This window comes from Deinococcus koreensis, assembly GCF_002901445.1.
In the GTDB taxonomy this organism is placed as follows: domain Bacteria; phylum Deinococcota; class Deinococci; order Deinococcales; family Deinococcaceae; genus Deinococcus; species Deinococcus koreensis.
In genome coordinates, this window is record NZ_PPPD01000001.1 from 2158001 (window position 1) to 2181408 (window position 23408).

Below are 23408 nucleotides of genomic sequence, written 5' to 3' on the forward strand. Positions count from 1 at the left end.
TCCGATCAGCTCAGGAGGTCTTCACATGATGCGATTTGATCCCTTCCGTGAAATCGAAGAACTGACCCAGCGCATGGATCGCGCCTTCGGGCAGGGCAACGGCACCGCCCGCCTCGCCCCGCCCGTGGACGTCCACGAGGACGAGCAGGGCCTGGAACTGACGCTCGATCTGCCCGGCGTGCAGCCCGAGTCCATCCAGATCGAGGCCGAGAACCAGACCCTGACCGTGCAGGCCGAGCGCAAGTACTCGCGCATCGAGGGCCGCACCGCCCACCGGGTCGAGCGCGCCTACGGCACCCTGGCCCGCACCTTCAGCGTGCCCGCCAAGTACGATCTGACCAAGGTCGAGGCCGATTTCGACCACGGCACCCTGACCATCAGGGTGCCCCGCTCGGAAGCCGCCCAGAAGCGCGCGGTGTCCGTGCGTACGGGTGGGCAGCTCAGCGCTCCCAAGACCGTGGACGCGGGACAGGCCGACGCCCCCAGGGCGGAAGCGGGCCAGCAGGCGTAACACTCAGGATGACGAGGGTGGCCGGGGAGCATCTGCCCCGGCCCTCTCTCATTTCAGGATTGGCGGGTGAGCGCTCCTGCCCGTGAGCCTCATTGCCCGTCGCGCACGGCGTCCAGCAGCTCGCCGGCCAGCCTCAGGGCGGCCGGGCCCAGCGGCGCGCGGGTCACGCCCATCAGGGTGCTCAGTTTCTCGCGCCGGGCGCTGGAGAGGTGAGTCCACTGGCGCAGGTCGCTGGTGTGCGTGCGGGCGGTCTCGTCGCGCAGGTAGCGCACGGCGCCGTCGTAGTAGCCGGCCTGGAAGGCGGCGCGGGCGCGGCGCTCCTGCTCGACCAGCCCCAGGCCGCGCGTGGCCAGCAGCACCCGGCGGGCCTCGTCCTCGCCGCCGAAGCCGTAGAGGCCCTCCAGGCGGTACACGGCCTTGGGGAAGCGTAGCCCGGCCGCCGTGCGCCAGGCGTGTGGCAGCCGGATCTCGAACTCGGGCCACAGGTGCAGGCGGGTCAGCAGCGCCGGGTACAGCAGGGTCAGGGCCAGCTCGCGGGCGTCGGCCAGCGCCAGCAGCTGCTCCTGCACGCCGTGTCCGGGGCCGGTGTGATCGGCCCGGGCCTGCTCCAGCCGCTCGATCGCCAGGTTCAGCAGCTCGGCCCGGTGCGCCGCCAGCTGCGAGGCGTTCAGGTTCCAGAGGGTGCGCTGGATGCGGCCGTAGTGGCCGGTGGGGTCGTAGGCCACCCGGCTGGTCGCCAGCAGGGCCAGCGGCGCCTGGGCGCGGGCGACGTCCCAGTCGCGCCACTCTTCCAGCTTCTCGTACGGAAAGCGCTCGACCGTGACCCCGGCCCGGGTCTCCGTGCGCGCCGAGAGCAGGTCGCGCTCGAAGACCACGAAGGTCGGCTGCGAGCCGGTCCAGGCGAACTCGGTGCCGTAGCTGCCGGCCTGGGCCACCGCCCGCACCTTGCGGTCGGCCACCAGGCGTTCGCCGATCCGCTCGGGGTTGTGCCGTTCAGTGAGTTGGGATTCCGCCACAGCTGCGCTCCTCGGGGTCGTGCTCCGGATGCCCGCAGCATAGCGGACCGGCCCTGAGAGCACCGTGATGCCCGTGGCCGCCGCTGTGGCGGGGCGACCTGTGATCCTTCCCCGCGTACATCCTGCTTTTGTGCCCCTGCGCCGCTCCCGGCCTCAACCCTGCGCGGTCACGGTCTGCGCGATCACCGTCTGGGTGCCCACCACTCGGTCGCCCACGCTGACCAGCGGCACCAGGGCCTCCGGCAGATGCAGCAGCACCAGGGCGCCTTCGGGCACGAACGCCAGCTTGTGGGCGACTCGGCCCTGGTCGCCCTCGCGCAGGAAGGGCAGGGCGTTCAGGCCGCTGCCCGGCCCCACCAGGGTCACGGTGACGTCGCCCTGCCCGGTCTGGGTGCTCACGCTCAGGCGCTCGTTCTCCAGCGCCCCGCGGGTCTCCAGCAGTTCCGGCACCCGGCCGGTCAGCACGCCGAGCAGCGCGGGCAGGCTCAGCAGCGGCACGTCTGCCCGGCTGCCCCGGTGGGTCACGGCCGTGATCTTCCCGCCCACCGGCTGGTAGGTGTAATGCACGTCCAGCGGCCCGACCAGGATGCCCAGCAGCCAGCCGTCGGCGCCCGGCGCACCCAGCACGTCGCGCAGCCGCAGCGGCGTGCCGCTCAGCCCTGCCTGGATCTGCCCGTTGCTCACCCGGCGCACGAAGCTCACCAGGCCGTCGGCCGGGCTCAGCACCGTGTCGGCCCCCCTGTCGCCCCCCGCATCGGCCCCCGCGCCGACCACCCGTACCGGGTCGCGGAAGCGGTGAACCTTCCGGACATACCAGGTCAGCAGCCCGGCGGCGGCCAGCGGCAGAAGGCGGAACAGGCGCATAGGGGCCAGTCTAGAGCGCTGCCCCGTGCCACGGCGCCTCACATGCGTGGCGGGGCCGGATGGGGTCAGGGCGAGCTGAGGATCTGCACTCCCCGCAGGACATCCGGCTGGGCGTCCGGGATGGCCTGTTCTCCCTGGGCACCGCTCCTGGCGGTGCGGGTCAGTTTCGCCAGCACGTCCTGCCCGGCCACGACCCGTCCGAAGATGGTGTAGTTGCCGTTCAGGAAGTCCGCCGGAGCCAGCGTGACGAAGAACTGGCTGCCCTGCGAGAAGTAGCTCTGCGCGCGGGCCATCGCCAGCACTCCGGCGGCATCGAACTTCAGGCCCTCGTCCAGTTCGACGAAAAAGCCGTAGCCCGGGCTGCCCGTGCCCCAGCGGGCGCGCTGGGCGGGATCGGCGCTCAGGCCGTCGCCCCCCTGCGCCATGAAGCCGTCGATGACCCGGTGAAAGCGCGTGCCGTCGTAGAAGTGGTTCAGCGCCAGGAACACGAAGTTGTTGACCGCCTTGGGCGCGACCCGGGGGTACAGTTCCACCGTCACGTCGCCCTTGCTGGTCTGCAGCACGGCGCGGTAGGTCTTCGCCGGATCGACCACCCAGCCGGGCTCCTTGAACGCGCGAACCGGCGTCTGAGACAGGAAGGGGAGGGGCTTGAAGGCGGGGGCGGGCACCGTCTGGGTTGAGGGTGTCTGGGTTGAAGGGCTCTGGGCCGGAGTGGTCGGGGCCGGGGTGGTCTGGGCCAGGGCGGCGCCGGTCAGCAGCAGGGCGCTCAGGGCCGCGCGGGGAAACGTACGGTTCATGCCGCCCAGTATCGCGCAGGGGGCGAGGCCGACCTGCTCCCCAGTCCAATCTGCCCAGCTCGGGCTCCTCAGTCCAGCGGCAGGCGGGTGGTGTACTTCTCCTGCTTGACCACGATGGTGCTGGCGGTGTTCCGCACGCCGGGAATGGCCGCCAGGGTGTTCACCAGAAAGTGCTGGTAGGCGTCCAGGTCGGGCACGCAGACTTTCAGCAGGTAGTCGATGTCGCCCAGGCACAGGAAGCACTCCAGCACCTCGGGGCGGGCCTGCATCTGGCGGGCGAAGTCCTCGAAACCGGCCTTGGTCTGCTTGTCCAGCGTGACCCGCACGAGCACCATCAGCTCGCGCCCCACCTTCTTCGGGTCGAGCAGGGCCACGTAGCGCTGGATGATGCCTTCCTCCTCCAGCCGCCGCACCCGGCGCAGGGTGGGGGCCGGCGTCAGGCCGATCTCGTCGGCGAGTTCGGTGTTGGGCTTGCGGGCGTCCTCCTGCAGGATGCCCAGGATCTGGCGGTCGATGGCGTCGAGGGTTTCCTGGGACATGATTGCGACTATTGTGCCACGGCGGCGCAACGATGTTGCTGCGCTGCCCGGAAATCAGGCGTGTGACGGCAATCGGAGTTGCCGCCCATCCTGCTACCATTGCGCCACATCCAATCCAGGCGGGCGCCCCGGCGCTGCCTCCGAGGTCAACACTATGCATATCGGACTGCCCAAGGAAATCAAGGTCAAGGAAAACCGCGTCGCCCTCACGCCGGGCGGGGTCGGCACACTGGTGCGGCGCGGGCACACGGTCACGGTCGAGCGCGGCGCGGGCGTGGGCAGCGGCATTCAGGATCACGAGTACGAGCAGGCGGGCGCCCGCCTGGGCAGCGCGGCCGAGGCGTGGGCCGCCCAGATGGTCGTGAAGGTCAAGGAGCCCATCGCCAGTGAATACGGCTACCTGCGGGGCGACCTGCTGCTGTTCACCTACCTGCACCTGGCCGCGGACCGTGAGCTGACCCACGCCCTGCTGGCGGCGGGCACCACCGGCGTCGCCTACGAGACCGTGCAGGTCGAGGACGGCAGCCTGCCCCTGCTGACCCCCATGAGCGAGGTCGCCGGCCGCCTGAGCGTGCAGGCGGGCGCGTACCACCTGCAGAAGCCGGTGGGCGGCCGCGGCGTGCTGCTGGGGGGCGTGCCCGGCGTGCAGCCCGGTCACGTCACCATCATCGGCGGAGGCGTGGTGGGTACCAACGCGGCCAAGATGGCGATGGGCCTGGGCGCCAAGGTCACCATCCTGGACGTCTCGCAGCGCCGGCTGGCCTACCTCGACGACGTGTTCTTCGGCAAGCTGACCACCATGATGAGCAGCGAGGCCAACATCCGCGCCCTGCTGCCCGACACCGATCTGCTGATCGGCGGCGTGCTGATCCCCGGTGCCAAGGCCCCGCACCTCGTGACCCGCGACATGCTGGGCCTGATGCCTGAGGGCTCCGTGATCGTGGACGTGGCGGTGGATCAGGGCGGCTGCGTGGAGACCATCCACGCCACCACCCACGACGACCCCACCTACGTGGTGGACGGCGTGATCCACTACGGCGTGGCGAACATGCCGGGCGCCGTGCCGCGCACCAGCACCTTCGCCCTGACCAACCAGACCCTGCCCTACGCCCTGCTGCTGGCCGACCACGGGGTCGGCGCGCTGGGCAGGAACGCCGCGCTGGGGCTGGGCCTGAACACCCACCAGGGCAAACTGACCTACCAGGGCGTGGCCGACGCGCTGGAGCTGGACTTCGTGGAGCCGCAGCTGGCTCTGGCGTAGGGGCTGGGCGGCGGCGCGGCGTGAACCCCTCAGTCACCTTCGGTGCCAGCCTCCCTGAGGGGGAGCCGAGGAACAAACCTTGGCTCCCCTGGGGGGAACTGGCCGCGCAGCGGACTGAGGGGTTCGCCCGCAGCTCAAGCTGTACTCCGCAAGGGCACCCGTCATGCCCCATTCGGCGTACCCTTCACCTATGCTCTCGCGCCCCAGTTCCTACGCCGTGCCGACCGGGCCAGACGGCAAGCGCGTCAAACGTGACCCCAAGCAGCTCGCGCGGCTGCTGGCCTACGCCCGGCCCTACCGCGCGCTGTTCGTGCTGGGCGTGGCGGCCACGCTGCTGTCCAGCGGCCTGAATCTGGTCTTTCCCAAACTCTTCGGCAGCCTGATCGACGCCTCCTTCCTCAAGGTGGGCAGCACCGATACGGGGGTGCTCGACCGCACCGTGCTGCTGCTGCTGGGCGTGTTCGCGCTCTCGGCGCTGTTCGGGGCGGCGCAGTCATACCTGCTGGCGCGCGTGGGGGCCGGCGTGGTGGCCGATCTGCGCCGCGCGCTTTTCTCTCACCTGCTCACCCTTTCGCCGCGCTTTTTCGGCGACCACAAGACCGGCGACCTCACCAGCCGCCTGACCGCCGACGTGGGCACCGTGCAGGGCGTGACGAGTTCCGCGCTGGCGCAGCTCGCCGCGCAGACGGTCACGCTGGTCGGCTCGCTGGCGCTGCTGGTGACCACCAGCGCCCGGCTCAGCCTGCTGACCCTGGCGGTGATCCCGCTGGTGATCGGCACGGCCTTCACCATCGGCCGGCGCATCCGCAAGGTCAGCCGCGAGGTGCAGGACGCCGTGGCGGGGGCCAACGCCAGCGCCGAGGAAGCCATCAGCGGCGTGCGCGTGGTGCAGAGCTTCACGGCCGAGAACGTCGAGCGCGGCCGCTACGGCCAGGGCGTGAACCTGAGCTTCCTGGCGGCCCTCCGGCGCGCCCGGCTGCAGGCGCTGATGAGCGGGGTCATGAGCTTCCTGACCTTCTCCTCGCTGGCGCTGGTGCTGTGGTACGGCGGGCGGCAGGTCATGGCCGGCGCGATGACGCCCGGTAACCTCGTCACGTTCCTGTTCTACGCGCTGCAGGTCGGCGGCACGGTCGCGGCGCTGACCGGCATCTTCAACCAGTTCCAGGAGGCGCTGGGCGCTTCAGGCCGGATCTTCGAGCTGCTCGACGAGCGCAGCGACCTGCCCCAGGCCCCCCAGCCCGCCCCGCTGAGCCGCGCCGAGGGGCGCGTGGCGTTTCAGGACGTGCGCTTCAGCTACGGCGGCGTGGAGGTCTTGAAGTCGCTGAACCTGCAGGTGCCCGCCGGGCAGGTCGTGGCGCTGGTCGGCCCCAGCGGGGCGGGGAAGACCACCCTGGTCAACCTGATCCCGCGCTTCTGGGACGTCAGCGGCGGCTCGCTGCTGATCGACGACCGCGACGTGCGTGACTACGCCCTGGAGGATCTGCGCGCCCAGGTGGGCCTGGTGCCGCAGGAAACCCTGCTGTTTTCCGGCACCGTGCGCGAGAACATCCTGTACGGCCGCCCCGATGCCACGCCGCCCGAGGTCGAGGCCGCCGCCCGCGCTGCCAACGTCCACGAGTTCGTCACGGCCTTCGAGCACGGCTACGACACGGTGGTGGGCGAACGCGGCGTGAAGCTCTCGGGCGGCCAGCGCCAGCGCATCGCGATTGCCCGCGCCATCCTGAAAGACCCGCGCATCCTGATCCTGGATGAAGCGACCTCCGCCCTGGACAACGAGTCCGAGGCCCTGGTGCAGTCGGCCCTGGAGCGGCTGATGCAGGGCCGCACGACCTTCGTCATCGCCCACCGCCTGAGCACCATCCGGGGCGCCGACCGCATTCTGGTGCTGGACGCCGGGCAGATCGTGGAGGACGGCCCCCACGCGCAGCTGCTGGCGGCGGGCGGCCTGTACCGCGACCTCTACGAACTGCAGTTCCGCGCCCAGCAGGAGGGCCGCGCCGAGCTGGTCTAGCGTCCGGGCCTCCCTGGGGGCTGCCCGCCGAACCGGGCAGTCGGGATCCGTTGCGCGCTCATCTCCCCAAAGCCCGGCCCAGGGTCACTCATGGCGGTATGGTACGCCCCATGGAACAGCGGGAATTTGGCGAAACGGGACTCAGGGTCAGTGTGCTGGGGCTGGGGGCCGGGCAGCTCGGCGCCGGGAGCCTCAGCGAGGATCAGGCGGGCACGCTGCTCAACCGCGCGCTCGATCTGGGGATCACCCTGGTCGATACGGCGCGCGGCTACGGGCTGAGCGAGGAGCGCATCGGGCGGCATCTGGCGCATCGCCGCGACGATTTCATCCTGAGTTCCAAGGGCGGCTACGGCGCCGAGGGGGCCGAGGACTGGACACCGCAGGCCATCCGGCTCGGCATCGAGCAGGCCCTGCGGCGGCTGCGGGTGGACTGGATCGACATCTTCCACCTGCACTCGTGCCCGCTGGAGACCCTGCACCGTGACGAGCTGCTGGCCGCCCTGGACGACGCCCGGCAGTCCGGCCTGATCCGCGTGGCGGCCTACAGCGGCGAGAACGAGGCCCTGGCCTTCGCCGCGCAGTCCGGCCGCTTCGGCTCGCTGGAAACGAGCGTGAATCTCGCCGACCAGTGGAGCCGCCACTCCGTGCTGCCCACGGCCACCGGGCGCGGCCTGGGCGTGATCGCCAAGCGCCCCATCGCCAACGCGGCGTGGCGTTTCCAGGAGCGGCCGGTGGGCGAGTACGCCGAAACCTACTGGGAGCGTCTGGGCGTGCTCGACCTGAACGCCGTGCGCCAGGGCGCGGGCCTGGAGTGGGACGAGTTCGCGCTGCGCTTCGCGGCCTTCGTACCCGGCGTCCACAGCGCCATCGTGGGCACGGCCAGCGTCGCCAACCTGGAGCGCAACGTGCGTCTCGTGGAGGGCGGGCCGCTGCCGCTGGACGTGCTCACCCACGTCGAGGCGGCCTGGGATCGTCACGGCAGGGGCTGGGGCGGAGAGGTCTGAACGCAGGGCGCCCGCCTCCATGCGGGGCGGGCGCTCCGGGTGTCCGGTGGCTCAGTCCATCGCCAGGGCCATGTCCGGCTGGTGCACGTCCACACCCAGGCCGCGCAGGCGCTCGACGAGGCGTTCGTAGCCCCGGTTGAGGTACTGCACACCGTCGATCACGGTCTCGCTCTCGGCGGTCAGCGCGGCGATGATCAGGGCGGCGCCCGCCCGCAGGTCGGCGGCCTTGACCGGCGCGGCGTGCAGCGCCCCCCCCTGGATGACCTGGGTGTAGCCGCTGACCGTGATGTTCGCGCCCATGCGGTGCAGCTCGGCCACGTGCGTCAGGCGGTCGGGGTAGACCGGATCCTGCACGACGCTGGTGCCGGGCACGGTGGCCAGCAGCGCGCTCATCTGGGGCTGCAGATCCGTGGGGAAGCCGGGGTAGCTCTGGGTGGTGATGTTCACGGGCCTGAGTTCGCGCACGGTGGCGTCCACGGTGACCGTGCCCTCACCCTCGGTGATCTCCACTCCCATCTCCTGCAGTTTCAGGCTCACGGCGCGCAGATGGTCGGGGCGGATGTTGGTCAGCGTGACCCGGCTGCGCGTGGCGGCCGCCATGATCATGAAGGTGCCGGCCTCGATGCGGTCGGGAATCACCGTGTATTCGCCGCCGCGCAGGGCCTCCACCCCCCGGATGACGACGGTGTTGGTGCCCGCGCCCTGGATGTCGGCCCCCAGAGCGTTCAGGAACTCGATCATGTCCACCACGTCGGTGTCGATGGAGGCGTTCTCCAGGGTGACCACGCCGTCGCCCAGGGTGGCGGCCAGGATGGAGTTGTGGGTGCCGCCCACGGTCAGCAGCTCGAACTGGAAGGTGCCGCTGAGCGACCCGCTGCGCCGGGCATCGAAGTTGCCGCCGTCCTCGGTCATCTCGGCGCCCAGGGCCCGCAGGGCCTTCACGTGCTGATCCACCGGGCGCGGCCCCCAGGCGCAGCCGCCGGGCATACTCACGGTCGCGCGTCCGGCACGGGCCAGGATGGCGCCCAGCACGATGAAGCTGGCGCGCATCTTGCTGACCAGCGCGTAGGGCGCGTCGGTGTTCAGGATCTCCGGGGTGTGCAGTTCCAGGGAGTTCTCGCCGACCCAGGCGTGCTGCGTGCCCAGGTGGTGCATCAGATCCAGGATGGTGTACACGTCCGACAGCCGGGGGATGCCATGCAGGGTCACCTTCTCACGGCTCAGGAGGCTGGCCACGATGATCGGCAGCGCCGCGTTCTTGCTGTGCTGAGCCGCGACCGTCCCCGCGAGCGGGCGGCCTCCCTTGATGTGCAGTGGGGTGAGTTGCATGGTCATTCCTTTGTGCAGGGCCCGCAGGCGGAGTCAGGTCAGAGAGCAGGCGGCCAGCACCCGTGAAGGTAGGTGCATGTTACACATGATGCTCACTGTACCTCCCGGGGGCCGAGATATCCACTGCAACTCCGGCCCACCTGTCCAGATCAGCCGCCCGGTGGCCGGGCCAGGGAGCGTCTGATACTCACGGCCGTTCCGATGTCCGCTCCCACCTGGAGGGCGATGTTGAGGGCACTGTACGTGCGTGCTAGGCTGGCCATGAGGCCCCGGCGCATGGTGTGGGGTCTGATCAGGAGAGGCATGCCCAAGAAGGAACGCAAACGTCTACAGGTCGTGATCAGCGATGAGCAGGACGCCCTCCTGACCCGGACCGCCTACGAACTGTCGAGCCCCGAACGCCTGATCAGCAAGAGCGAGGTCGTGCGCCTGGCCATCGAGAAGATCGCCAAGGAACTCGGCGAGGGCGCCCAGCTGGAGGACTACCGGGCGATCCTGGAAGCCGACACGATCCACGACGAGGGCTGAGACCGGGAACCTGTCATCCGGGGGAACAGCGAACGCGCCACCTGGATCCAGGTGGCGCGTTCGTCTGTCACACGTCGTTTTCAGGAGAATCGAGGACAGCCTCAGCGGCCCAGGGCCACCGGGGAGTCCAGCACGCGGCGGGCGCCCACGTACCGCGCCGACCAGTAGCGGTCACTGGTCAGGTGGTCGATGGTGACCCGGCCCTGATAACTGTTGGCATTCACGAAGGTGTCGTCTCCCAGGTAGATCCCGACGTGCGTGACCCGGCCCTGGCCATGGGTGTCGAAGAAGACCAGGTCGCCGCCCTGCCACTCGCCCGGGTTCACGGGCTGTCCCACCCGCGCCTGATCGGCACTGACCCGCGGCAGCTGGATGCCCAGCGGCGTAAAGACCTGCAGCACCAGACCACTGCAGTCCGTTCCGTCGCGGCCGGCCCCGCCGTAGACATAGGGCGTGCCCAGCATGGCCAGCGCGGCCCCGCGCCAGTCCGCTGGCAGGGGTGAGGTCACGGGCGCAGCGGGCGGTGCGGGCCATGGCGATGCAGGCAGGGGCGCCGGAACCGCCGGCAGCGTGCCCGTCCGGCCGGGGGGCAGTGTCGGCAGCTGGCTGGGGGGCAGCAGCGCCGGCTGTTCCTGGGTGGGCTGCGCCGGCAGGAAGGGCGAGCCCAGGACACCGGGGAAGGCCGGCGGGGTGGCCGATCCGTCTGGCCCCTGGGCAGGCGCGGCCGGGGCGGGTGCCGGGGTCGCGGGCGCGGCGGCGCTGGCCAGAAGCGCGTTCCCCGGCAGCCGGAGCGTCTGCCCAGGCCGCAGGCCCGTGCCGACCGGCAGGGTGTTCTCGAACAGCAGCGCGTCCACACTGACCCCGTAGCGGCGGGCCAGGGCGTAGAGGGTCTCGCCCGGCTGCACCACATGGACGCGCAGCTCGCTCAGCCGCAGCACCTGCCCGACCCGCAGCTGTGGACTGCTCAGGCCGTTCAGGGCCAGCAGCGCGTCCACGCTGAGGCCGGCGCGGCGGGCGATGCTGTAGGCCGTGTCGCCCGCCTGCACGGTCACCGTGGCCTGCGCGGCGCTGCCCGTCTGCCCGCTGGCGCCCTGACCGCTGACCTGAGCCCCCGCCACTCCCAGGGTCAGGAGCAGGGTCAGGCAACAGGCAAGGGGGGCGGGTCGGGGCATCCGGGGCAGGCTCGCAGGAACGGCGGGGGGGACAGCTCGGGCAGCGTCGGTGAAGCTCGACAGGGGATGATCACAGATTGAAATGTTGACCCGCGCACCGTAACACGTGCCGGCCCCGTTTGACTAGTCCAGCACAGGCTTTCCCGGCCGTCTGAAGGCGTGGATGCCGTGTGATGCGGCGTATCCCCGGAACAGGGGGGACGGACGCCGTGCTGGGCGGAGGTTCTGCCTGACGGGCCCACATCCCCCAGCGGGGGTGTCGCCGGGACAGAGCCCTGGGGAGAGCCGGGCAGAGGCTGCCCGCACAGATTGGCGCTGCATGAAGTGGAGCCCGGCCGGCGGGGCACGGGGGCGGGCGTATGGTGGGTGGCGTGCTTTCCCGTGCCCAGGCGTGGCAGCGGCGAACCTTCAGTGCCCTGCGCCATCCCGACTACCGCCGCTACTGGTATTCCCAACTGCTCTCGCTGGTCGGCTCGTGGATGCAGGCGACCGCGCAGCAGTATCTGGTGCTGGAACTGTCCGGGGGCAGTTCGGCCGCGCTGGGCTGGGTGAGCGCGGCCCAGTTCATGCCCAGCCTGCTGCTCTCGCTGTTCGCCGGGGCCGTGATCGACCGCCTGCCCCGGCGGCGGGTGCTGCTGGCCACCCAGATCACCCTGCTGCTGACCGCCGTGGCCCTGGCCGTGACCACCCAGCTGGGCGTGGTCACCTTGCCGCTGGTGCTGCTGCTCGCCTTTATCTCCGGCACGGCCAACGCCTTCGACATGCCCGCCCGGCAGAGCATGGTCGTGGATTTCGTGCCGCGCAGCGACGTGTCCAACGCCGTGGCCCTGAACAGCCTGTCGTTCAACGTGAGCCGCACGCTGGGGCAGGCGCTGTTCGGGGTCGTGGCCGCGCTGGGCGTGTCGCTGCTCTCGGGCGGAGATCCGGATCGCCTCTCCCGGCTGGCCCTGCCCTTCTACCTCAACGTGGCCTCGTTTTTCGTCGTGCTGTACGTGATCGCCACCCTTCCTTTCCCCCAGCGTGAGAGTGCCCGGCACGGCAGTATGCTCGACGACGTGCGCGAGGGCCTGCGCTACGTGCGCGCCACCCCGACCGTGCGCAACGTGATGCTGCTGGTGGGCGCCCTGAGCCTGACGGTCATCAATTTCAACGTGATCATCCCGTACTACGCCCGCGTGGTCTTCGGCGCCCGCGAGGCGGGCTTCGGGCTGCTGTCGGCGGCCTTCGGGCTGGGGGCCATGGCGGGGGCGCTGTGGCAGGCCAGTAAACCCAACCCGCTCCGCAACCTGCGTGCCGGAGCGCTGATCCTGATCGTCAGTGCGGTGGTACTGGCGGCCACGCCCACGTCCGTGCTGGCGGTGCCCGTGCTGGCCGCCTGCGGCTTCGGGATGCTCAGCCTGCTGGTCAGCGCGAACAGCACGGTGCAGCTCACCATCCCCGACCATCTGCGCGGGCGGGTGCTCAGCCTGTACTCCTTCGTGCTGGTCGGCATGGGCCCGCCCGGAGCCCTGATCGCCAGTGCCCTGATCGACAAGCAGGGGCTGCTGGGGCCGCGCCTGGGACTGGTCGCCCTGAGCGTGCTGGGCGCGCTGGCGCTGGCCCTGCTCTGGACGCGGCTACCCCGGCAGCTGGACGGGCCCGTTCAGCCGGCCGTCCCCGCCGACTGAACCGGTCGCTTCCGGAGCCCTACACCTTGGCGGTGCTCGCCCGGCCTCGTCCAGAGCCCGGCAACCAGAACCGGATCGATGGATCCTCACAGCAGCGGCGTCAGGTCGTCCCAGACCATGCGAACCTCGCGCAGCTCGCCGCCCGCGATCACCTCCACTTTTTTTCCCGCCTCCCGCGCGCCCTGCCGGGCGTACCACTGACGGGTGGGGTTCACGTCCAGCACCCACAGCGCCAGGGTCCGGGCGCCCCGCGCGGCCAGCGCCTGTACGGTGGACTGGAACAGCGCGCGGCCGATCCCCTGCCCCTGCACCCTTCTCAGCGCGTAGAGCGTGGACAGTTCCGCGTCGAAGCCCGGATGGTCGCGCGGATCGCCGGCCGAGGCGAAGGCGACCAGCTGACCTCCCTGCTCCGCCACCAGCACGGCTTCACGGCGCTGGTCGATGGTCTGGCGCCAGCCCGTCTCCCGCCGCTGGCGCATGGCCTCGTCGGTCATGCGGGCCAGGAAGGCGGCCGGCATCAGGCCCGTGTAGGTCTCCTGCCAGCTCCGCACATGAACCCCGGCGATGGCGGCGGCGTCCTGCGGCGTGGCCGGGCGGATGCTGACTGGGCGAATGGTGGCCGGGCGGGTGCTGGCGGGCATGGCCCAGCATAAGAAAAAGCGCGGGCTGGCGCCGGCGCTCCGTGACCTCTTCCAGGGAGCCTCTCCCGGTCTTCAGTTGCCCTGGTCGATGTAGCGCTGCAGGGCGTCCATCCGCACCACGATGGGTGTGCGGGCACGCACGATGGCGCCGTCCTGCTTGAGCTTGCCCAGCGAATGGCTGACCGTCTCGCGGGTGGCGCCGACCATCCGCGCGATGTCTTCCTGGTTGAGCTTGAGGTTCAGTTCCACGCCCTGCGCGTGCGGGCGGCCGAACTCGCGCGCCAGGCGGTAGAGCAGGCTGGCGACCCGCTCGGGGGCGCTGTAGGCGTTGACCGTGGCGGTCCAGGCCTGGGCCTCGAAGAAGCGCGCGGCCATCAGGCGGATCAGTTTCATGGCCAGGTCAGGCTTGGTGTTCAGCAGCTTTTGAAGCTCATTGCGCGGCAGCACGATCAGGGTGGTGCGTTCCAGCGCCTCGGCCTGGGTGGGGCGGCGCTCTTCCGCCTGCAGCAGCAGTTCGCCGAAGGTATCGTGCTGGCCGATGACGCCCAGGATGGCTTCCTTGCCGTTGGGAAAGAGCTTGCTGATCTTGACCAGGCCGCTCCGCACGAAATACAGCGCGTCGGCGGGGTCGTCCATGCGGTAGATCACTTCACCGGGCTGGAACGACCGGTACGGAGTCGTGGCGGCCACGCGCTCCAGTTCGGTCAGTTCGAGGTCGGCAAACAGCTCAGTTCGTTTGAGATGCCAGACCAGGCTCGGATAGTTCATGATCGTCAGCAGGATACTCGAAAAATCTGACAACGACGCGCTGCCAAAGCATTCTGGACGATTGGCAACTGTGCGCCAGGTCAGCACATGCGAGACTGCTGAAGAATCGGTGGTCATGAGATGAGAGCGCCGGCCCTGAACGCCGGATGACTTTCACCACAAAAAGTTTTATACTGAGTACAATAAAGAAGTATCAGGACTCTGCCGCCGGGGCGGAGCCTGCCCCAAGGAGGAGCGAAACCCATGCCCACGTACAAGGCCCCCCTGCGCGATTTCCGATTCATCATGCACGAACTGCTGGGCGCCGAGCAGCAGCTCGCGCAGATGCCCTTTTACAAGGACAACGACACCGCGGACGGCGACCTGATCTCTCAGGTGCTGGAGGAAGCGGCGCGTTTCGTCGAGGGTGAACTGCTGCCCCTGAACCGCACCGGCGATCAGGAGGGCTGCGTACGCCACGACGACGGCGAGGTGACCACCCCCACCGGCTTCAAGGCGGCCTACAGGAAGTACTGCGACGCCGGCTGGCCCGCGCTGGACGCCGATCCGACCTACGGCGGCCAGGGCATGCCGCACCTCGTGAGCAACGCGCTGGTCGAGATGCTCAACTCGGCCAACGTGGCGTGGGGCATGTACCCGGGCCTCTCGCACGGCGCCTACTCGGCCCTGCACGCGGTCGGCAGCGACGAACTCAAGAACCTCTACCTGCCCAAGCTGGTCAGCGGCGAGTGGACGGGCACCATGTGCCTCACCGAGCCCCACGCCGGCACCGACCTGGGCATCATCCGCACCAAGGCCACGGACAACGGCGACGGCACCTACGCGGTCTCGGGCACCAAGATCTTCATCTCGGCCGGCGAGCACGACATGGCCGACAACATCCTGCACCTCGTGCTGGCGCGCCTGGAGGGCAGCCCCCAGGGCACCAAGGGCATCTCGCTGTTCCTGGTGCCCAAGTACCTGCCGACCCCGGACGGCCAGCCCGGTGAGCGCAACGCCGTGGTCTGCGGCTCGATCGAGCACAAGATGGGCATCAACGGCAACGCCACCGCCCTGCTGAACTTCGACCAGGCCACCGGCTACCTCGTGGGCGAGGTCAACAAGGGCATGAACCACATGTTCATCATGATGAACGCCGCCCGTCTGGGCACCGGCCTGCAGGGCCTGGGGCTGGGCGAGGTCGCCTACCAGAACGCCCTGGCCTACGCCAAGGATCGCCTGCAGATGCGCCACGAGCCCCGCGTGAACCCCGCCGAGAGCGCCGACCCGATCATCGTCCACCCCGACGTGCGCCGCATGCTGCTGACCGGCAAGGCCTACAGTGAAGCCGGACGCGCCATGGCGATGTGGCTGGCCCTGAGCATTGACACCGAGCACCACCACCCCGACGAGGCCAAGCGCGCCGAGGCCGCCGATCTGGTGGCCCTGCTGACCCCCATTGCCAAGGCCTTCATGACCGACAACGGCTTTAACATCGCCGTGCAGAGCCAGCAGGTCTTCGGCGGCCACGGCTACATCCAGGAATGGGGCATGGAGCAGTTCGTCCGCGACGCCCGGATCGGCCAGATCTACGAGGGCACCAACGGCATCCAGGCGCTCGACCTGCTGGGCCGCAAGGTGCTCATGGACGGCGGCAAGAAGCTGCAGAAGCTGGCCAGCGTGTTGCAGGAATTCGTCGAGGAGCATGAGGGCGACGAGGCCATCGGCGACTACGCCACCCAGCTCGGCAAGGCCGCCCAGCAGCTCGGCTCGCTGACCATGGTGATCGGCCAGAAGGCCATGCAGGAGGGCGGCGCCGGCGAGGTCAACGCGGCCGCCGTGGACTACCTGCGCTTCTTCGGCCACGTCGTGTACGGCTATCTCTGGGCCCGCATGGCCAAGCTCGCCCAGGACAAGATCGACGCCGGCCAGGACAAGGACGGCTTCTACCTGGGCAAGGTGCAGACCGCGAAGTTCTACTTCGCCCGCCTCTTCCCCGAGACCAAGAGCCTCGCCGCGACCATCAAGGCCGGCAACGAGACGCTGGCCGTGGACGACCGCGCCGTGTTCGGCTGGGAACACAACCTCGTCGGCGCGTAAGCGAGTCGATTGAGAGTCGCGCCCTCACCCCGAAACGGGTGGGGGCGCGACTCTAGTGAATCGGCTTACGGTCAGGCGAGGCGGCCTGCTGGCATCGCGTCGAGGAATGCTTCCAGAACATGGGGCAGCAAGTGAAGGGGCTCGAAGTAGGATCACGTCCCCCTCCTGCGGCGGGGCAGAGGGCACCTCCTGACGCTGCCGCCCCACCCAGATGACTTTTTTCTCACTGCTCAGCCTGCCCCGCCGCTACACTCCCGTGGTGCGACGCTCTGCTCTCCTCCTCTGTCTCTCGCTCCTTCCCGCCGCCGGCGCCGTCAAGACCAATCAGCTCGCCTACCAGAAGGTGAGTGCGCTGGCTCAGGCCCGCGTGACCCCCGTCAGCCTTCAGGCGAGCGGCGTGGCTCCAGAAGCGGTCACCATTCCCAACGAGTACCTGTACGAGCGCGACCTGCGGGTCAGGGCCTACAGCCTCGACGCCTTCCTGAAGGCCCGGATTCCCGACATCGAGGCGCTGGCCCGGCAGGGCGCCATCGTCAAGTTCCTGTGCATCGACGGCTACGCCCCCACGGCCCGCCTCAGCGACGTGCTCGGTCAGGGCGGCCTGATCGCGGTGGCCGATGCCGACGCACCGGCGGGGGTCGTCTGGCCCGATGCGCCGTACAAGAACACGGTGCTGGGGGCCGGGAACATCGGCAACTACCTCGTGTGGCGGGCGGCCAGCTTTCCGGCCAAGCCGCAGCCCTGGGGCCTGGACACGGTCTACATCCTGCCGGCGAACGCCAACCTGAGCAAGTAGGCCTGGGCTCGGGCTGCCTGGGCTGCGCCCCCGCCGGGGAGTTCTGTCCTGGGGGCAACCCCCACGCCCATTCCGGCGTATAAGGAGGTATGAGCAAGCCGGTCAAGCAGGGCACCGTCATCACTACCCGGCCCGCGGGGGGGGAGCTGGCGCCGAGCCGGGTCTCGGGCGGACACATCGCGCTGGTCACGGGCGGCAGCCTGCTGGGCCTGGTCGTGCTGGCGGGCGCGGCGGTGGCGCTGTTCAATGTGGCCCTGACCACCGTGACCTTCCTGGCCTTCGGGGTGGCGGCGCTGGCCGTGCTGCTGCTGATGCCGGCGCTGCTGCAGGCCCTGAACGCCGGGCGGGTGCGCGCCCGGGAGGAGGTCGCGCGGGCCATGCCGCTGGAAACCTTGATCGTGCAGCGCCGGCAGTTCGAGGAACTGATCACGGCCAAGGCCGGGCAGCTGCAGGCCGCCAACGGGCATCTGGCCGATTTCCAGCGCCTGATCGACGCCAACCGGGGCGACATGGACGCCGCCGATACGGCGCGCTGGGAGGCCGACCTGCAGGTCAGCAAGGAGGCCTTCGCCCGCGCGCAGACCCACCTGACGGACCTGCGGGCCGATCTGGCGGAATTCGACCGGCAGATCCGCAAGGCGCGCATCGACACGCAGCTGGCGCAGGCGAAGGGCAACGTGGCCGCCGCGCTGCAGCAGGCCAACCTGAGCGCCGAGGATCAGCACGTCACGGAAAGTGCGCTCTCCGAGATCGCGCGCCGGGCGGGCCGCAACGCCGAGCTGCTGGATCAGGCGCTGGCGGCCGGCGAGGACAGCAGCCGCGCGGGCCGGGGCTCGGCCCAGGGGCCGGCGGCATGAACCGTTCCCGCGTGATCGGCCTCCTGCTGTTCGTGATCCTGCTGGGCTGCGTGGCCGTGATCGCGCTCGATCAGCTGGGAATGTTCGGCGGCCCACAGACCGTCAGTGCCCCTGCATCCAACCCAGCCACCCCGAATCCACTGCCGGGCACGCCGTCGACCGGCGACGGGTACGGCGACCTCAAGTAGATCTCGTGTCATCTGCCCAAGTGCGCCCTGGAGGCTCCCCGTGAAACGAATGCTCTGTTTGCTGCTCGCCGGTGTGCCGCTGGCCCAGGCGCAGCCCGTCTTCCTGAATGTCGCCACCGGCAGCAAGACCGGCACCTACTCCGCCATGTTCCGGAACATCGGGGTGGTCTGCACCCAGAGCGCGTATCTCAAGGAGCGCGGTACCAGCGGGAGCCTGGAGAACATCGACCTGCTGCTCAGCAACGAGGTCTCGCTGGCCTTCGTGCAGAGCGACGTGCTCAAGGCCAAGGAGCAGATCGACCAGGACGCCCGGGTCGCCAACATCCGGGCGCTGCTGCCGCTGCACAACGAGGAAGTCCACCTGTTCGCCAGGCCGCCCGTGGTCAAGAAGAACATCTTCGGCAAGACCACCACGACGGGTGTGGCCACCTTCGCCGACCTGAAGGGCAAACGGGTGGCGGCCTGGGGGGGCAGCCTGATCACGGCCAAGGTGCTGAGCGCCAAACTGGCCGTGCCCTACAGCATCGTGAGCGTGAAAGACCGCGACGCCGCCCTGGCCGCGCTGAACGCCGGGCAGGTCGACGCGGTGCTGGCCGTGGTGGGCCAGCCGGCGGCCTGGGTCAAGGAGCTGAGCGGCGTGAATCTCGTGCCGGTGCCCTACACGGCCGCCCTGAATGGCGTCTATTCCTCGGCCAAGCTGCTCTACCCCAACCTGGGCGCGGGCAGCGTGCCCACCGTGGCGGTGCAGAGCGTCCTGGCCACCCGCGACTTCAAGACGCCCGAGCGCAAGAACATCCTGCTCAAGTACCAGCAGTGCGCTCTGAGCCGGCTCGTGAACCTGCAGGAGGACGAGGGGATGCACCCCAAGTGGCAGGAAGTGACCTTCAAGACCTGGCCCTGGCCGCAGTACAAGTAGGGGAGGGGCGCCCAGGGCAGAGAGCAGAGGGCTGAAGGTGAACACTGGGGCCGCTTCCGGGGTGGGGCGGCCTCTGCCGTTCAGCGTGGGCTGCGTTCGTCTGCTGGGGCGCCCAGGAAGCTGTTGATGGTGTGGGACAGAGACGAGCCGGGGGTGGCGCCCTCGCCGGGAAGCTGGAAGGTCAGCACGGCCAGGGTGCAGGGGTGGCCCTGGGGGCTGTGGCCCTCGGCGGCGGCCTCGGCGAGCAGGGCGCTGAGGGCGCGGGCCAGCCGCTGGTAGCGCTCGGGGGAGAGGCGCAGGCTCAGGGCGTCCAGGTGGGTGGGGTGCGCCTCCAGGCCCAGCGCGTCGGGCTCGCAGGGAGTCGTGGCGGGGCGGGCGGCCGAGCCGAAGCCGAACACGTCTTCCTCGCCCTCGTGCATGGCCGCCCAGGAGCGCTCGTAGGCGCGCATGAAGCCTTCGCCCAGCTCGCGCATGTCGGCGCTGCCGTTGCCCTGCAGATCGCCCGGCGGCCGCAGCCGGCTGGGCACGCGGAACTCCTGCGCACAGAGCTGGTAGTAGACCCGCCCGCCCTCCCGTCGCTGCTCGAACAGCAGGCCAGCGTCGGCGAGCTTGCGGGCGTGGTGGTGCGCCAGATTGGGGGCCATGTCCACGCGGGCCGCGACCTCGCTGGGCGAGCGGGGGTCGATGAACTGGGCCAGGAAGCTTCTCTCCTGCTGCAGCAGCCGGGCCAGATTCGCGTCCTGTATGCGCCGCACTTCCACCTGGGATGAGGTCATGCCGCCAGTGTGCCGGGGCGCGTTTCAGTCTGCCACCGGCCCCGCTGAAAGGCCGGTTCAACCCCACCTGAAGAGGGTGGGCGCCGGCCCTCAGCCATCGTCAGCTTGCGCGTGCTACGACTACGTCCATGACGTTCCGTGTCCCTCTGATAGCCGCCCTGCTCAGTGTTTCCGCCCAGGCCGCGCCGGCCGCTCCCGATGTGGAGCGCGCGGCGATGCGGGTGGCGCAGACGCTGGACGGAGTGCTGCGGAACTGCCCCGCCACCTTCTCAAAGGTCGGCACCGCCACCAAGCGCTGTGTGGGCAGCAGCCTGAACGTGGAGCAGGTACGCGTGAAACTGGGCGCGGCGCTGGGCGGCGACCTGTACGGGGTGTGGCGCAGCCGCGACGAGCAGCGCAGCGTCTACAACTGGATCCGGACGTCGGCCGGTTACGTGTACCTGCGCCTGCAGGCCGACCCGGACGGCCGCGCGAGAACCCTGGTGTACCTGGACGTGCCGCTGGACAGCTCCCTGACGGCGGCGCCCACCTCCACCTCGCCCGCCGGCACAGGCAACGGCAGCACCCAGACCGGCAGCACCCAGATCGGCAGCGTCACCCTGACCCCGGCCGATCCCAAGGCGCCAGGGAAGGGAGACCCCACCGCAGCCGCGCCCTCCCCGGGCGTGCCGGCGTCGACCCAACCAGCCAGACCCGAGCCGGCCAAAACTGAGCCAGCCAGACCCGAGCCAGGCAGCACCGAACCCCCGAGAAGCGACCCGGGCACCCGTGCCGACCCGGCCGCCCCGGCACCCGGCGTGGCGCCCGTGCCCTTCCGGCGGGTGCTGCAACTGCAGGCCAAGCGCCAGAGCGGCCCCGACGTGGCGGCGGTGCAGAACCGGCTGATCAGCCTGATGCGGCCCATGCCGGCCGGCCGGGGCGACGGCTGGTACGGGCCGGTCACGGCGGCGACAGTGCGCGCCTTCCAGCGGGCCAATGGGCTCGCGCCGACCGGCCGGGTCGACCAGCGCACCTGGGACATGCTGTTCTCGCCGGCCGCGAAAACCTTCGCCCCGCCGAACCCGGCCTGACCCTGGGTGGGCCAACTGGTGTGACACCGCTGCCAGAACGCAGGTGGTATGTGTAGGAGATGAACGTGTGGACGCTCGCAGGCTCGTGGTGCTCCGGGGGCGCCATCCAGGCCGGTCGCTGGCTTCGGCACAGTCTCGCTCGCCAGGACGCGGTGCTCGGGCTTCTGAAGCTGCACATGGGCCCAGGGTACCTACCGGCACCGAACCTGCGTTTTTCGCCGACCCAGCCGTGCTGGACGCCGGAGCGGGGCCGCTGGAATCCAGCCCAGCGGGGCTGCGCCGCTCCCGCAGGATCCGCTCAGTCCCGCTTTGTGAGTGCTGGACGGCCATTCTCACCTTCTGCCCCCACACAATGGGTCGGTATGAAGCGGTCTGCCATCCTGCTCTCATCTGGGCTCCTGCTCGCCCTGCCGGTCACGGCGGCGGCCCAATCGGGCGTCCCTCCGCAGAATGTGGGCACGGCGGCCCAGCAGATCCCGGCGGGGACGCCCGTGCCCCTCAACCTGACCGGCATGCAGAGCGCGACCTTCGGCTCGCCCCGCATCAGTTCCGACGGCAGCTCGACCCGGGTGGTCTTCGACCTGCTGCCCGGCGTGGCCTATACCCTCAGCCCCACCTTCAGTGGCCTGCGCCTGGACGTGCAGGGCGCGCGTGTCCTGCCCTCCGTGGCGGCCCGGGTGGGCAGCAGCGTCACCGAGTACCGGGCGGGCGGCGGACAGGTCACGCTGATCACGCCGTTTCCGCTGTCCATGACCGAGGGCTGGCGGGCCAGCGAGGCCACCCTGGCGACCGGGGCGCGCGTGCTCATCGTGGAGATCAGCCCCACCCTGAGCGGCGGCGCCAGTCCCGCTCTGCGGGGCGCCGTGCGCGCCTCGGTGCCGGTCACGGCCGACGCTCAGGCCGTGCTGAACGCGCCCCTGTCGCCGCCACCGTCGGAGGCGACCGGCGCGCCCCCCACGGGGTCTGCCGCGGCGCGTGCCCCCGCGGCCTCCAGCGCACCTCCAGCTCCCGCTCCCGCCGAGGCTCCCCGCGCTGTGGACAGCCTGCCGCCCGGCGACTCCGTGGTGCCGGGCCGCAGCGGCGCGGCGCTGCCTCCAGCCCCGGCCCTGCCCGGCGACAACACGGATATCCCCAGCCAGCTGAGCGGCCGGGTGGGCGGGCAGAGTGAGGCGGGCCAGCTGCTCGCCCCGCCCAGGATCGGCAAGAACCCGGGCCAGACGCGGGTGGTGTTCGACCTGCCGCCGGGCACGACCTACCGGCTGGTGCCGGGCGCCGCCGGCCTGCGGCTGGAACTCGCCGGGGTGGAGGCCAGCCCGCAGCAGGGCCAGAACCTCAGCCCGGAACTGCGCTCCTGGCGCTTTGATCCCGTTCCCGGGGGCGCGGCCGTGACCCTGACCACCGCCACGCCCACCAGCGAGCGCAGCGGCTGGCGGGCCGAACTGCTGCCGCCCGCCAGCGGCACCCGGTCGCGGCTGGTGATCGACCTGTCGCCGGCTCTGGCCGACCTGAGCCCGGTGCCCCCCAGCCAGCGCGTGATCGCGGCGGTGCCGCCCGTGCCCGGCACCAGCGGTCTGGCCATCCTGGCCCTGAGCGCCAGCTACGTGAAACCCCGCGTGGTGATCGACCCCGGTCACGGCGGCAAGGACGGCGGCGCGGTCGGCAGCGTGGTGGAAAAGCAGGTGACCCTGGACGTGGCCCTGCGGGTGCGTGACCTGCTGCGCGCCGCCGGGGTGGACGTGGTGCTCACCCGCGACACCGACCGCGCCCTGCACGCCACCAAGAGCACCGATCTGGAGATGCGCGCCGGCACGGGCACGCCGGGCACCCAGCTGTTCGTGAGCATCCACGTCAATGCCATGGAGGCCCGGACGGCGCTGCGGGGCTACGGCGTGGAGACTTGGTGGAACCCCAACCATCCGCTGTCGAGCACGCTGGCCAGTGTGCTGCAGCGCAACGTGGTGGGCATGACCGGCGCCTTCAACCAGGGCCTCAAGTCCGGGCAGTCGCTGTCGGTGCTCCGCAACAGCCGGATTCCGGCGGCGCTGGTCGAGATCGGCTACACCAGCCACCCGGTCGATGGTCAGAACCTCAGAGACAGCAACTATCTGGATCGGGTGGCGGTCGGGATCGCCCAGGGCATCCGCGAGGCGCTGGTCTCCGGCGTCGCGGCCAATGGGGTCGGCAGCGCCGGCGGCGCCGGCAAGTAGGGCCGTGGCGGCGCCCGACTCCCCGCCCGCCGCGTTCCGGAGCCGCATCCTGGAGCTGGTGGGCCGCATTCCCAGCGGCCGGGTCATGACCTACGGCCAGCTGGCGCTGCTGGCCGGCAATCCGGGAGCGGCGCGCCAGGCGGGCTTCGTCATGAACGGCCTGATGGGCGGCACGGAATTGCCCTGGCACCGGGTCATCAACGCTCAGGGCCGCGTGAGCACCCACAAGGTCGGCTTCGGCGATATGCAAGAAGGCCTGTTGAGGGCCGAGGGGATCGTGCTGGACGCCTCGGGCCGCTGCGACCTGAAGGCGCTGCAGTGGTGGCCGGACGAGTCTCGTGAGGCCCCGCCCGAACCTCTGTTCTGACCCCCGGCCGGGCCGGCGTGAGCCCCACTTTTATCGGTTCCGCA

The 23408-nt window shown here is 70.4% G+C and carries 23 protein-coding genes; 14 read left to right on the top strand and 9 right to left on the bottom strand.

Translation table 11 applies throughout. The features are described 5' to 3' along the window. Positions 1-25: 25 nt before the first annotated feature. Positions 26-511: an Hsp20/alpha crystallin family protein gene (locus CVO96_RS10230; protein WP_103312143.1), complete on the top strand. Its 486-nt coding sequence runs from the start codon at positions 26-28 to the stop codon at positions 509-511. Positions 512-600: 89 nt separating this feature from the next. On the opposite strand, the gene CVO96_RS10235 is transcribed toward CVO96_RS10230, so the two are convergent. The 4 genes from CVO96_RS10235 to CVO96_RS10250 all read right to left on the bottom strand — a co-directional run bounded on the left by CVO96_RS10235 (position 601) and on the right by CVO96_RS10250 (position 3727). Then, positions 601-1527: a hypothetical protein gene (locus CVO96_RS10235; protein ID WP_103312144.1), complete on the bottom strand. Its 927-nt coding sequence runs from the start codon at positions 1525-1527 to the stop codon at positions 601-603. Between the two features lie 153 nt (positions 1528-1680). Further along, positions 1681-2391, bottom strand: coding sequence for a phosphatidylserine decarboxylase (locus tag CVO96_RS10240; RefSeq protein ID WP_103312145.1), 711 nt, complete (start codon positions 2389-2391; stop codon positions 1681-1683). A gap of 65 nt (positions 2392-2456) precedes the next feature. Beyond that, entirely contained in the window at positions 2457-3188 is a 732-nt protein-coding gene (locus CVO96_RS10245) for a peptidylprolyl isomerase (RefSeq protein ID WP_103312146.1), read from the bottom strand. Between the two features lie 68 nt (positions 3189-3256). Next, positions 3257-3727 carry an Lrp/AsnC family transcriptional regulator gene (locus CVO96_RS10250; RefSeq protein WP_103312147.1) on the bottom strand — a complete coding sequence of 157 codons (471 nt, stop codon included), beginning with the start codon at positions 3725-3727 and terminating at the stop codon, positions 3257-3259. A gap of 154 nt (positions 3728-3881) precedes the next feature. Between CVO96_RS10250 and ald the strand changes: the two genes are divergently transcribed. The 3 genes from ald to CVO96_RS10265 all read left to right on the top strand — a co-directional run bounded on the left by ald (position 3882) and on the right by CVO96_RS10265 (position 8003). Next, on the top strand, positions 3882-4988 hold the full coding sequence (gene ald / locus CVO96_RS10255; protein ID WP_103312148.1) for an alanine dehydrogenase: 1107 nt from the start codon (positions 3882-3884) through the stop codon (positions 4986-4988). A gap of 190 nt (positions 4989-5178) precedes the next feature. Beyond that, positions 5179-6999, top strand: a complete 1821-nt coding sequence (locus tag CVO96_RS10260) for an ABC transporter ATP-binding protein (RefSeq protein WP_103312149.1) — start codon at positions 5179-5181, stop codon at positions 6997-6999. A 110-nt stretch (positions 7000-7109) separates the two neighbouring features. Next, entirely contained in the window at positions 7110-8003 is an 894-nt protein-coding gene (locus CVO96_RS10265) for an aldo/keto reductase (protein ID WP_243398280.1), read from the top strand. 51 nt (positions 8004-8054) lie between these two features. Here the strand turns inward: CVO96_RS10265 and murA are convergent, their stop codons facing one another. Then, on the bottom strand, positions 8055-9332 hold the full coding sequence (murA, locus tag CVO96_RS10270) for a UDP-N-acetylglucosamine 1-carboxyvinyltransferase (RefSeq protein ID WP_103312151.1): 1278 nt from the start codon (positions 9330-9332) through the stop codon (positions 8055-8057). 303 nt (positions 9333-9635) lie between these two features. Between murA and CVO96_RS10275 the strand changes: the two genes are divergently transcribed. Beyond that, positions 9636-9860 (top strand): transcriptional regulator, encoded by a 225-nt coding sequence (locus CVO96_RS10275; RefSeq protein ID WP_103312152.1) that lies wholly within the window; start codon positions 9636-9638, stop codon positions 9858-9860. A 101-nt stretch (positions 9861-9961) separates the two neighbouring features. Here the strand turns inward: CVO96_RS10275 and CVO96_RS21600 are convergent, their stop codons facing one another. Further along, positions 9962-11032: a C40 family peptidase gene (locus CVO96_RS21600; RefSeq protein WP_103312153.1), complete on the bottom strand. Its 1071-nt coding sequence runs from the start codon at positions 11030-11032 to the stop codon at positions 9962-9964. Between the two features lie 371 nt (positions 11033-11403). Between CVO96_RS21600 and CVO96_RS10285 the strand changes: the two genes are divergently transcribed. Further along, on the top strand, positions 11404-12699 hold the full coding sequence (locus CVO96_RS10285; RefSeq protein WP_103313416.1) for an MFS transporter: 1296 nt from the start codon (positions 11404-11406) through the stop codon (positions 12697-12699). 86 nt (positions 12700-12785) lie between these two features. On the opposite strand, the gene CVO96_RS10290 is transcribed toward CVO96_RS10285, so the two are convergent. Together CVO96_RS10290 and CVO96_RS10295 are read right to left on the bottom strand one after the other, a co-directional pair. After that, positions 12786-13340, bottom strand: a complete 555-nt coding sequence (locus tag CVO96_RS10290; RefSeq protein WP_103312154.1) for a GNAT family N-acetyltransferase — start codon at positions 13338-13340, stop codon at positions 12786-12788. 72 nt (positions 13341-13412) lie between these two features. Then, on the bottom strand, positions 13413-14108 hold the full coding sequence (locus CVO96_RS10295) for a Crp/Fnr family transcriptional regulator (protein ID WP_103312155.1): 696 nt from the start codon (positions 14106-14108) through the stop codon (positions 13413-13415). 243 nt (positions 14109-14351) lie between these two features. On the opposite strand from CVO96_RS10295, the gene CVO96_RS10300 reads away from it, so the two are divergent. The 5 genes from CVO96_RS10300 (at position 14352) to CVO96_RS10320 (ending at position 18944) form a co-directional block, all read left to right on the top strand. Continuing rightward, a complete protein-coding gene (locus CVO96_RS10300) occupies positions 14352-16187 on the top strand; it encodes an acyl-CoA dehydrogenase C-terminal domain-containing protein (protein ID WP_103312156.1) in 1836 nt (611 codons plus the stop codon). A 259-nt stretch (positions 16188-16446) separates the two neighbouring features. Next, positions 16447-16983, top strand: coding sequence for a hypothetical protein (locus CVO96_RS10305; RefSeq protein ID WP_133161785.1), 537 nt, complete (start codon positions 16447-16449; stop codon positions 16981-16983). Between the two features lie 89 nt (positions 16984-17072). Continuing rightward, complete coding sequence (locus CVO96_RS10310) at positions 17073-17840, top strand: hypothetical protein (RefSeq protein ID WP_103312158.1); 768 nt, start codon at positions 17073-17075, stop codon at positions 17838-17840. Further along, complete coding sequence (locus CVO96_RS10315) at positions 17837-18028, top strand: hypothetical protein (protein WP_103312159.1); 192 nt, start codon at positions 17837-17839, stop codon at positions 18026-18028. The genes CVO96_RS10310 and CVO96_RS10315 overlap by 4 nt, the downstream gene beginning before the upstream one ends. A 49-nt stretch (positions 18029-18077) precedes the next feature. Next, positions 18078-18944 carry a TAXI family TRAP transporter solute-binding subunit gene (locus CVO96_RS10320; protein ID WP_103312160.1) on the top strand — a complete coding sequence of 289 codons (867 nt, stop codon included), beginning with the start codon at positions 18078-18080 and terminating at the stop codon, positions 18942-18944. A gap of 80 nt (positions 18945-19024) precedes the next feature. Here CVO96_RS10320 and CVO96_RS10325 read toward each other — a convergent pair whose 3' ends face one another. Further along, on the bottom strand, positions 19025-19720 hold the full coding sequence (locus tag CVO96_RS10325) for a winged helix-turn-helix domain-containing protein (protein WP_165795270.1): 696 nt from the start codon (positions 19718-19720) through the stop codon (positions 19025-19027). A gap of 128 nt (positions 19721-19848) precedes the next feature. Here CVO96_RS10325 and CVO96_RS10330 point away from each other — a divergent pair, with 128 nt between their 5' ends. From CVO96_RS10330 to CVO96_RS10340, 3 genes are all read left to right on the top strand, one after another. Beyond that, positions 19849-20790, top strand: coding sequence for a peptidoglycan-binding domain-containing protein (locus tag CVO96_RS10330; protein ID WP_165795271.1), 942 nt, complete (start codon positions 19849-19851; stop codon positions 20788-20790). A gap of 362 nt (positions 20791-21152) precedes the next feature. Next, positions 21153-22997: an N-acetylmuramoyl-L-alanine amidase gene (locus CVO96_RS10335; protein ID WP_103312162.1), complete on the top strand. Its 1845-nt coding sequence runs from the start codon at positions 21153-21155 to the stop codon at positions 22995-22997. A 4-nt stretch (positions 22998-23001) separates the two neighbouring features. Further along, entirely contained in the window at positions 23002-23364 is a 363-nt protein-coding gene (locus CVO96_RS10340; RefSeq protein ID WP_279327006.1) for an MGMT family protein, read from the top strand. The last annotated feature ends 44 nt before the right edge of the window (positions 23365-23408 follow it).

Excerpts from the sequence above, each read along its gene's own strand:
- CVO96_RS10245 (WP_103312146.1), bottom strand. The coding sequence starts at position 3,188 with ATGAACCGTACGTTTCCCCGCGCGGCCCTGAGCGCCCTGCTGCTGACC.
- CVO96_RS10330 (WP_165795271.1), top strand. The coding sequence starts at position 19,849 with ATGACGTTCCGTGTCCCTCTGATAGCCGCCCTGCTCAGTGTTTCCGCC.
- CVO96_RS10315 (WP_103312159.1), top strand. The coding sequence starts at position 17,837 with ATGAACCGTTCCCGCGTGATCGGCCTCCTGCTGTTCGTGATCCTGCTG.
- CVO96_RS10290 (WP_103312154.1), bottom strand. The coding sequence starts at position 13,340 with ATGCCCGCCAGCACCCGCCCGGCCACCATTCGCCCAGTCAGCATCCGC.
- CVO96_RS10265 (WP_243398280.1), top strand. The coding sequence starts at position 7,110 with ATGGAACAGCGGGAATTTGGCGAAACGGGACTCAGGGTCAGTGTGCTG.
- CVO96_RS10240 (WP_103312145.1), bottom strand. The coding sequence starts at position 2,391 with ATGCGCCTGTTCCGCCTTCTGCCGCTGGCCGCCGCCGGGCTGCTGACC.
- CVO96_RS10260 (WP_103312149.1), top strand. The coding sequence starts at position 5,179 with ATGCTCTCGCGCCCCAGTTCCTACGCCGTGCCGACCGGGCCAGACGGC.
- murA (WP_103312151.1), bottom strand. The coding sequence starts at position 9,332 with ATGCAACTCACCCCACTGCACATCAAGGGAGGCCGCCCGCTCGCGGGG.
- ald (WP_103312148.1), top strand. The coding sequence starts at position 3,882 with ATGCATATCGGACTGCCCAAGGAAATCAAGGTCAAGGAAAACCGCGTC.
- CVO96_RS10300 (WP_103312156.1), top strand. The coding sequence starts at position 14,352 with ATGCCCACGTACAAGGCCCCCCTGCGCGATTTCCGATTCATCATGCAC.
- CVO96_RS10335 (WP_103312162.1), top strand. The coding sequence starts at position 21,153 with ATGAAGCGGTCTGCCATCCTGCTCTCATCTGGGCTCCTGCTCGCCCTG.
- CVO96_RS10325 (WP_165795270.1), bottom strand. The coding sequence starts at position 19,720 with ATGACCTCATCCCAGGTGGAAGTGCGGCGCATACAGGACGCGAATCTG.
- CVO96_RS10310 (WP_103312158.1), top strand. The coding sequence starts at position 17,073 with ATGAGCAAGCCGGTCAAGCAGGGCACCGTCATCACTACCCGGCCCGCG.
- CVO96_RS21600 (WP_103312153.1), bottom strand. The coding sequence starts at position 11,032 with ATGCCCCGACCCGCCCCCCTTGCCTGTTGCCTGACCCTGCTCCTGACC.
- CVO96_RS10250 (WP_103312147.1), bottom strand. The coding sequence starts at position 3,727 with ATGTCCCAGGAAACCCTCGACGCCATCGACCGCCAGATCCTGGGCATC.
- CVO96_RS10230 (WP_103312143.1), top strand. The coding sequence starts at position 26 with ATGATGCGATTTGATCCCTTCCGTGAAATCGAAGAACTGACCCAGCGC.
- CVO96_RS10295 (WP_103312155.1), bottom strand. The coding sequence starts at position 14,108 with ATGAACTATCCGAGCCTGGTCTGGCATCTCAAACGAACTGAGCTGTTT.
- CVO96_RS10320 (WP_103312160.1), top strand. The coding sequence starts at position 18,078 with ATGCTCTGTTTGCTGCTCGCCGGTGTGCCGCTGGCCCAGGCGCAGCCC.
- CVO96_RS10275 (WP_103312152.1), top strand. The coding sequence starts at position 9,636 with ATGCCCAAGAAGGAACGCAAACGTCTACAGGTCGTGATCAGCGATGAG.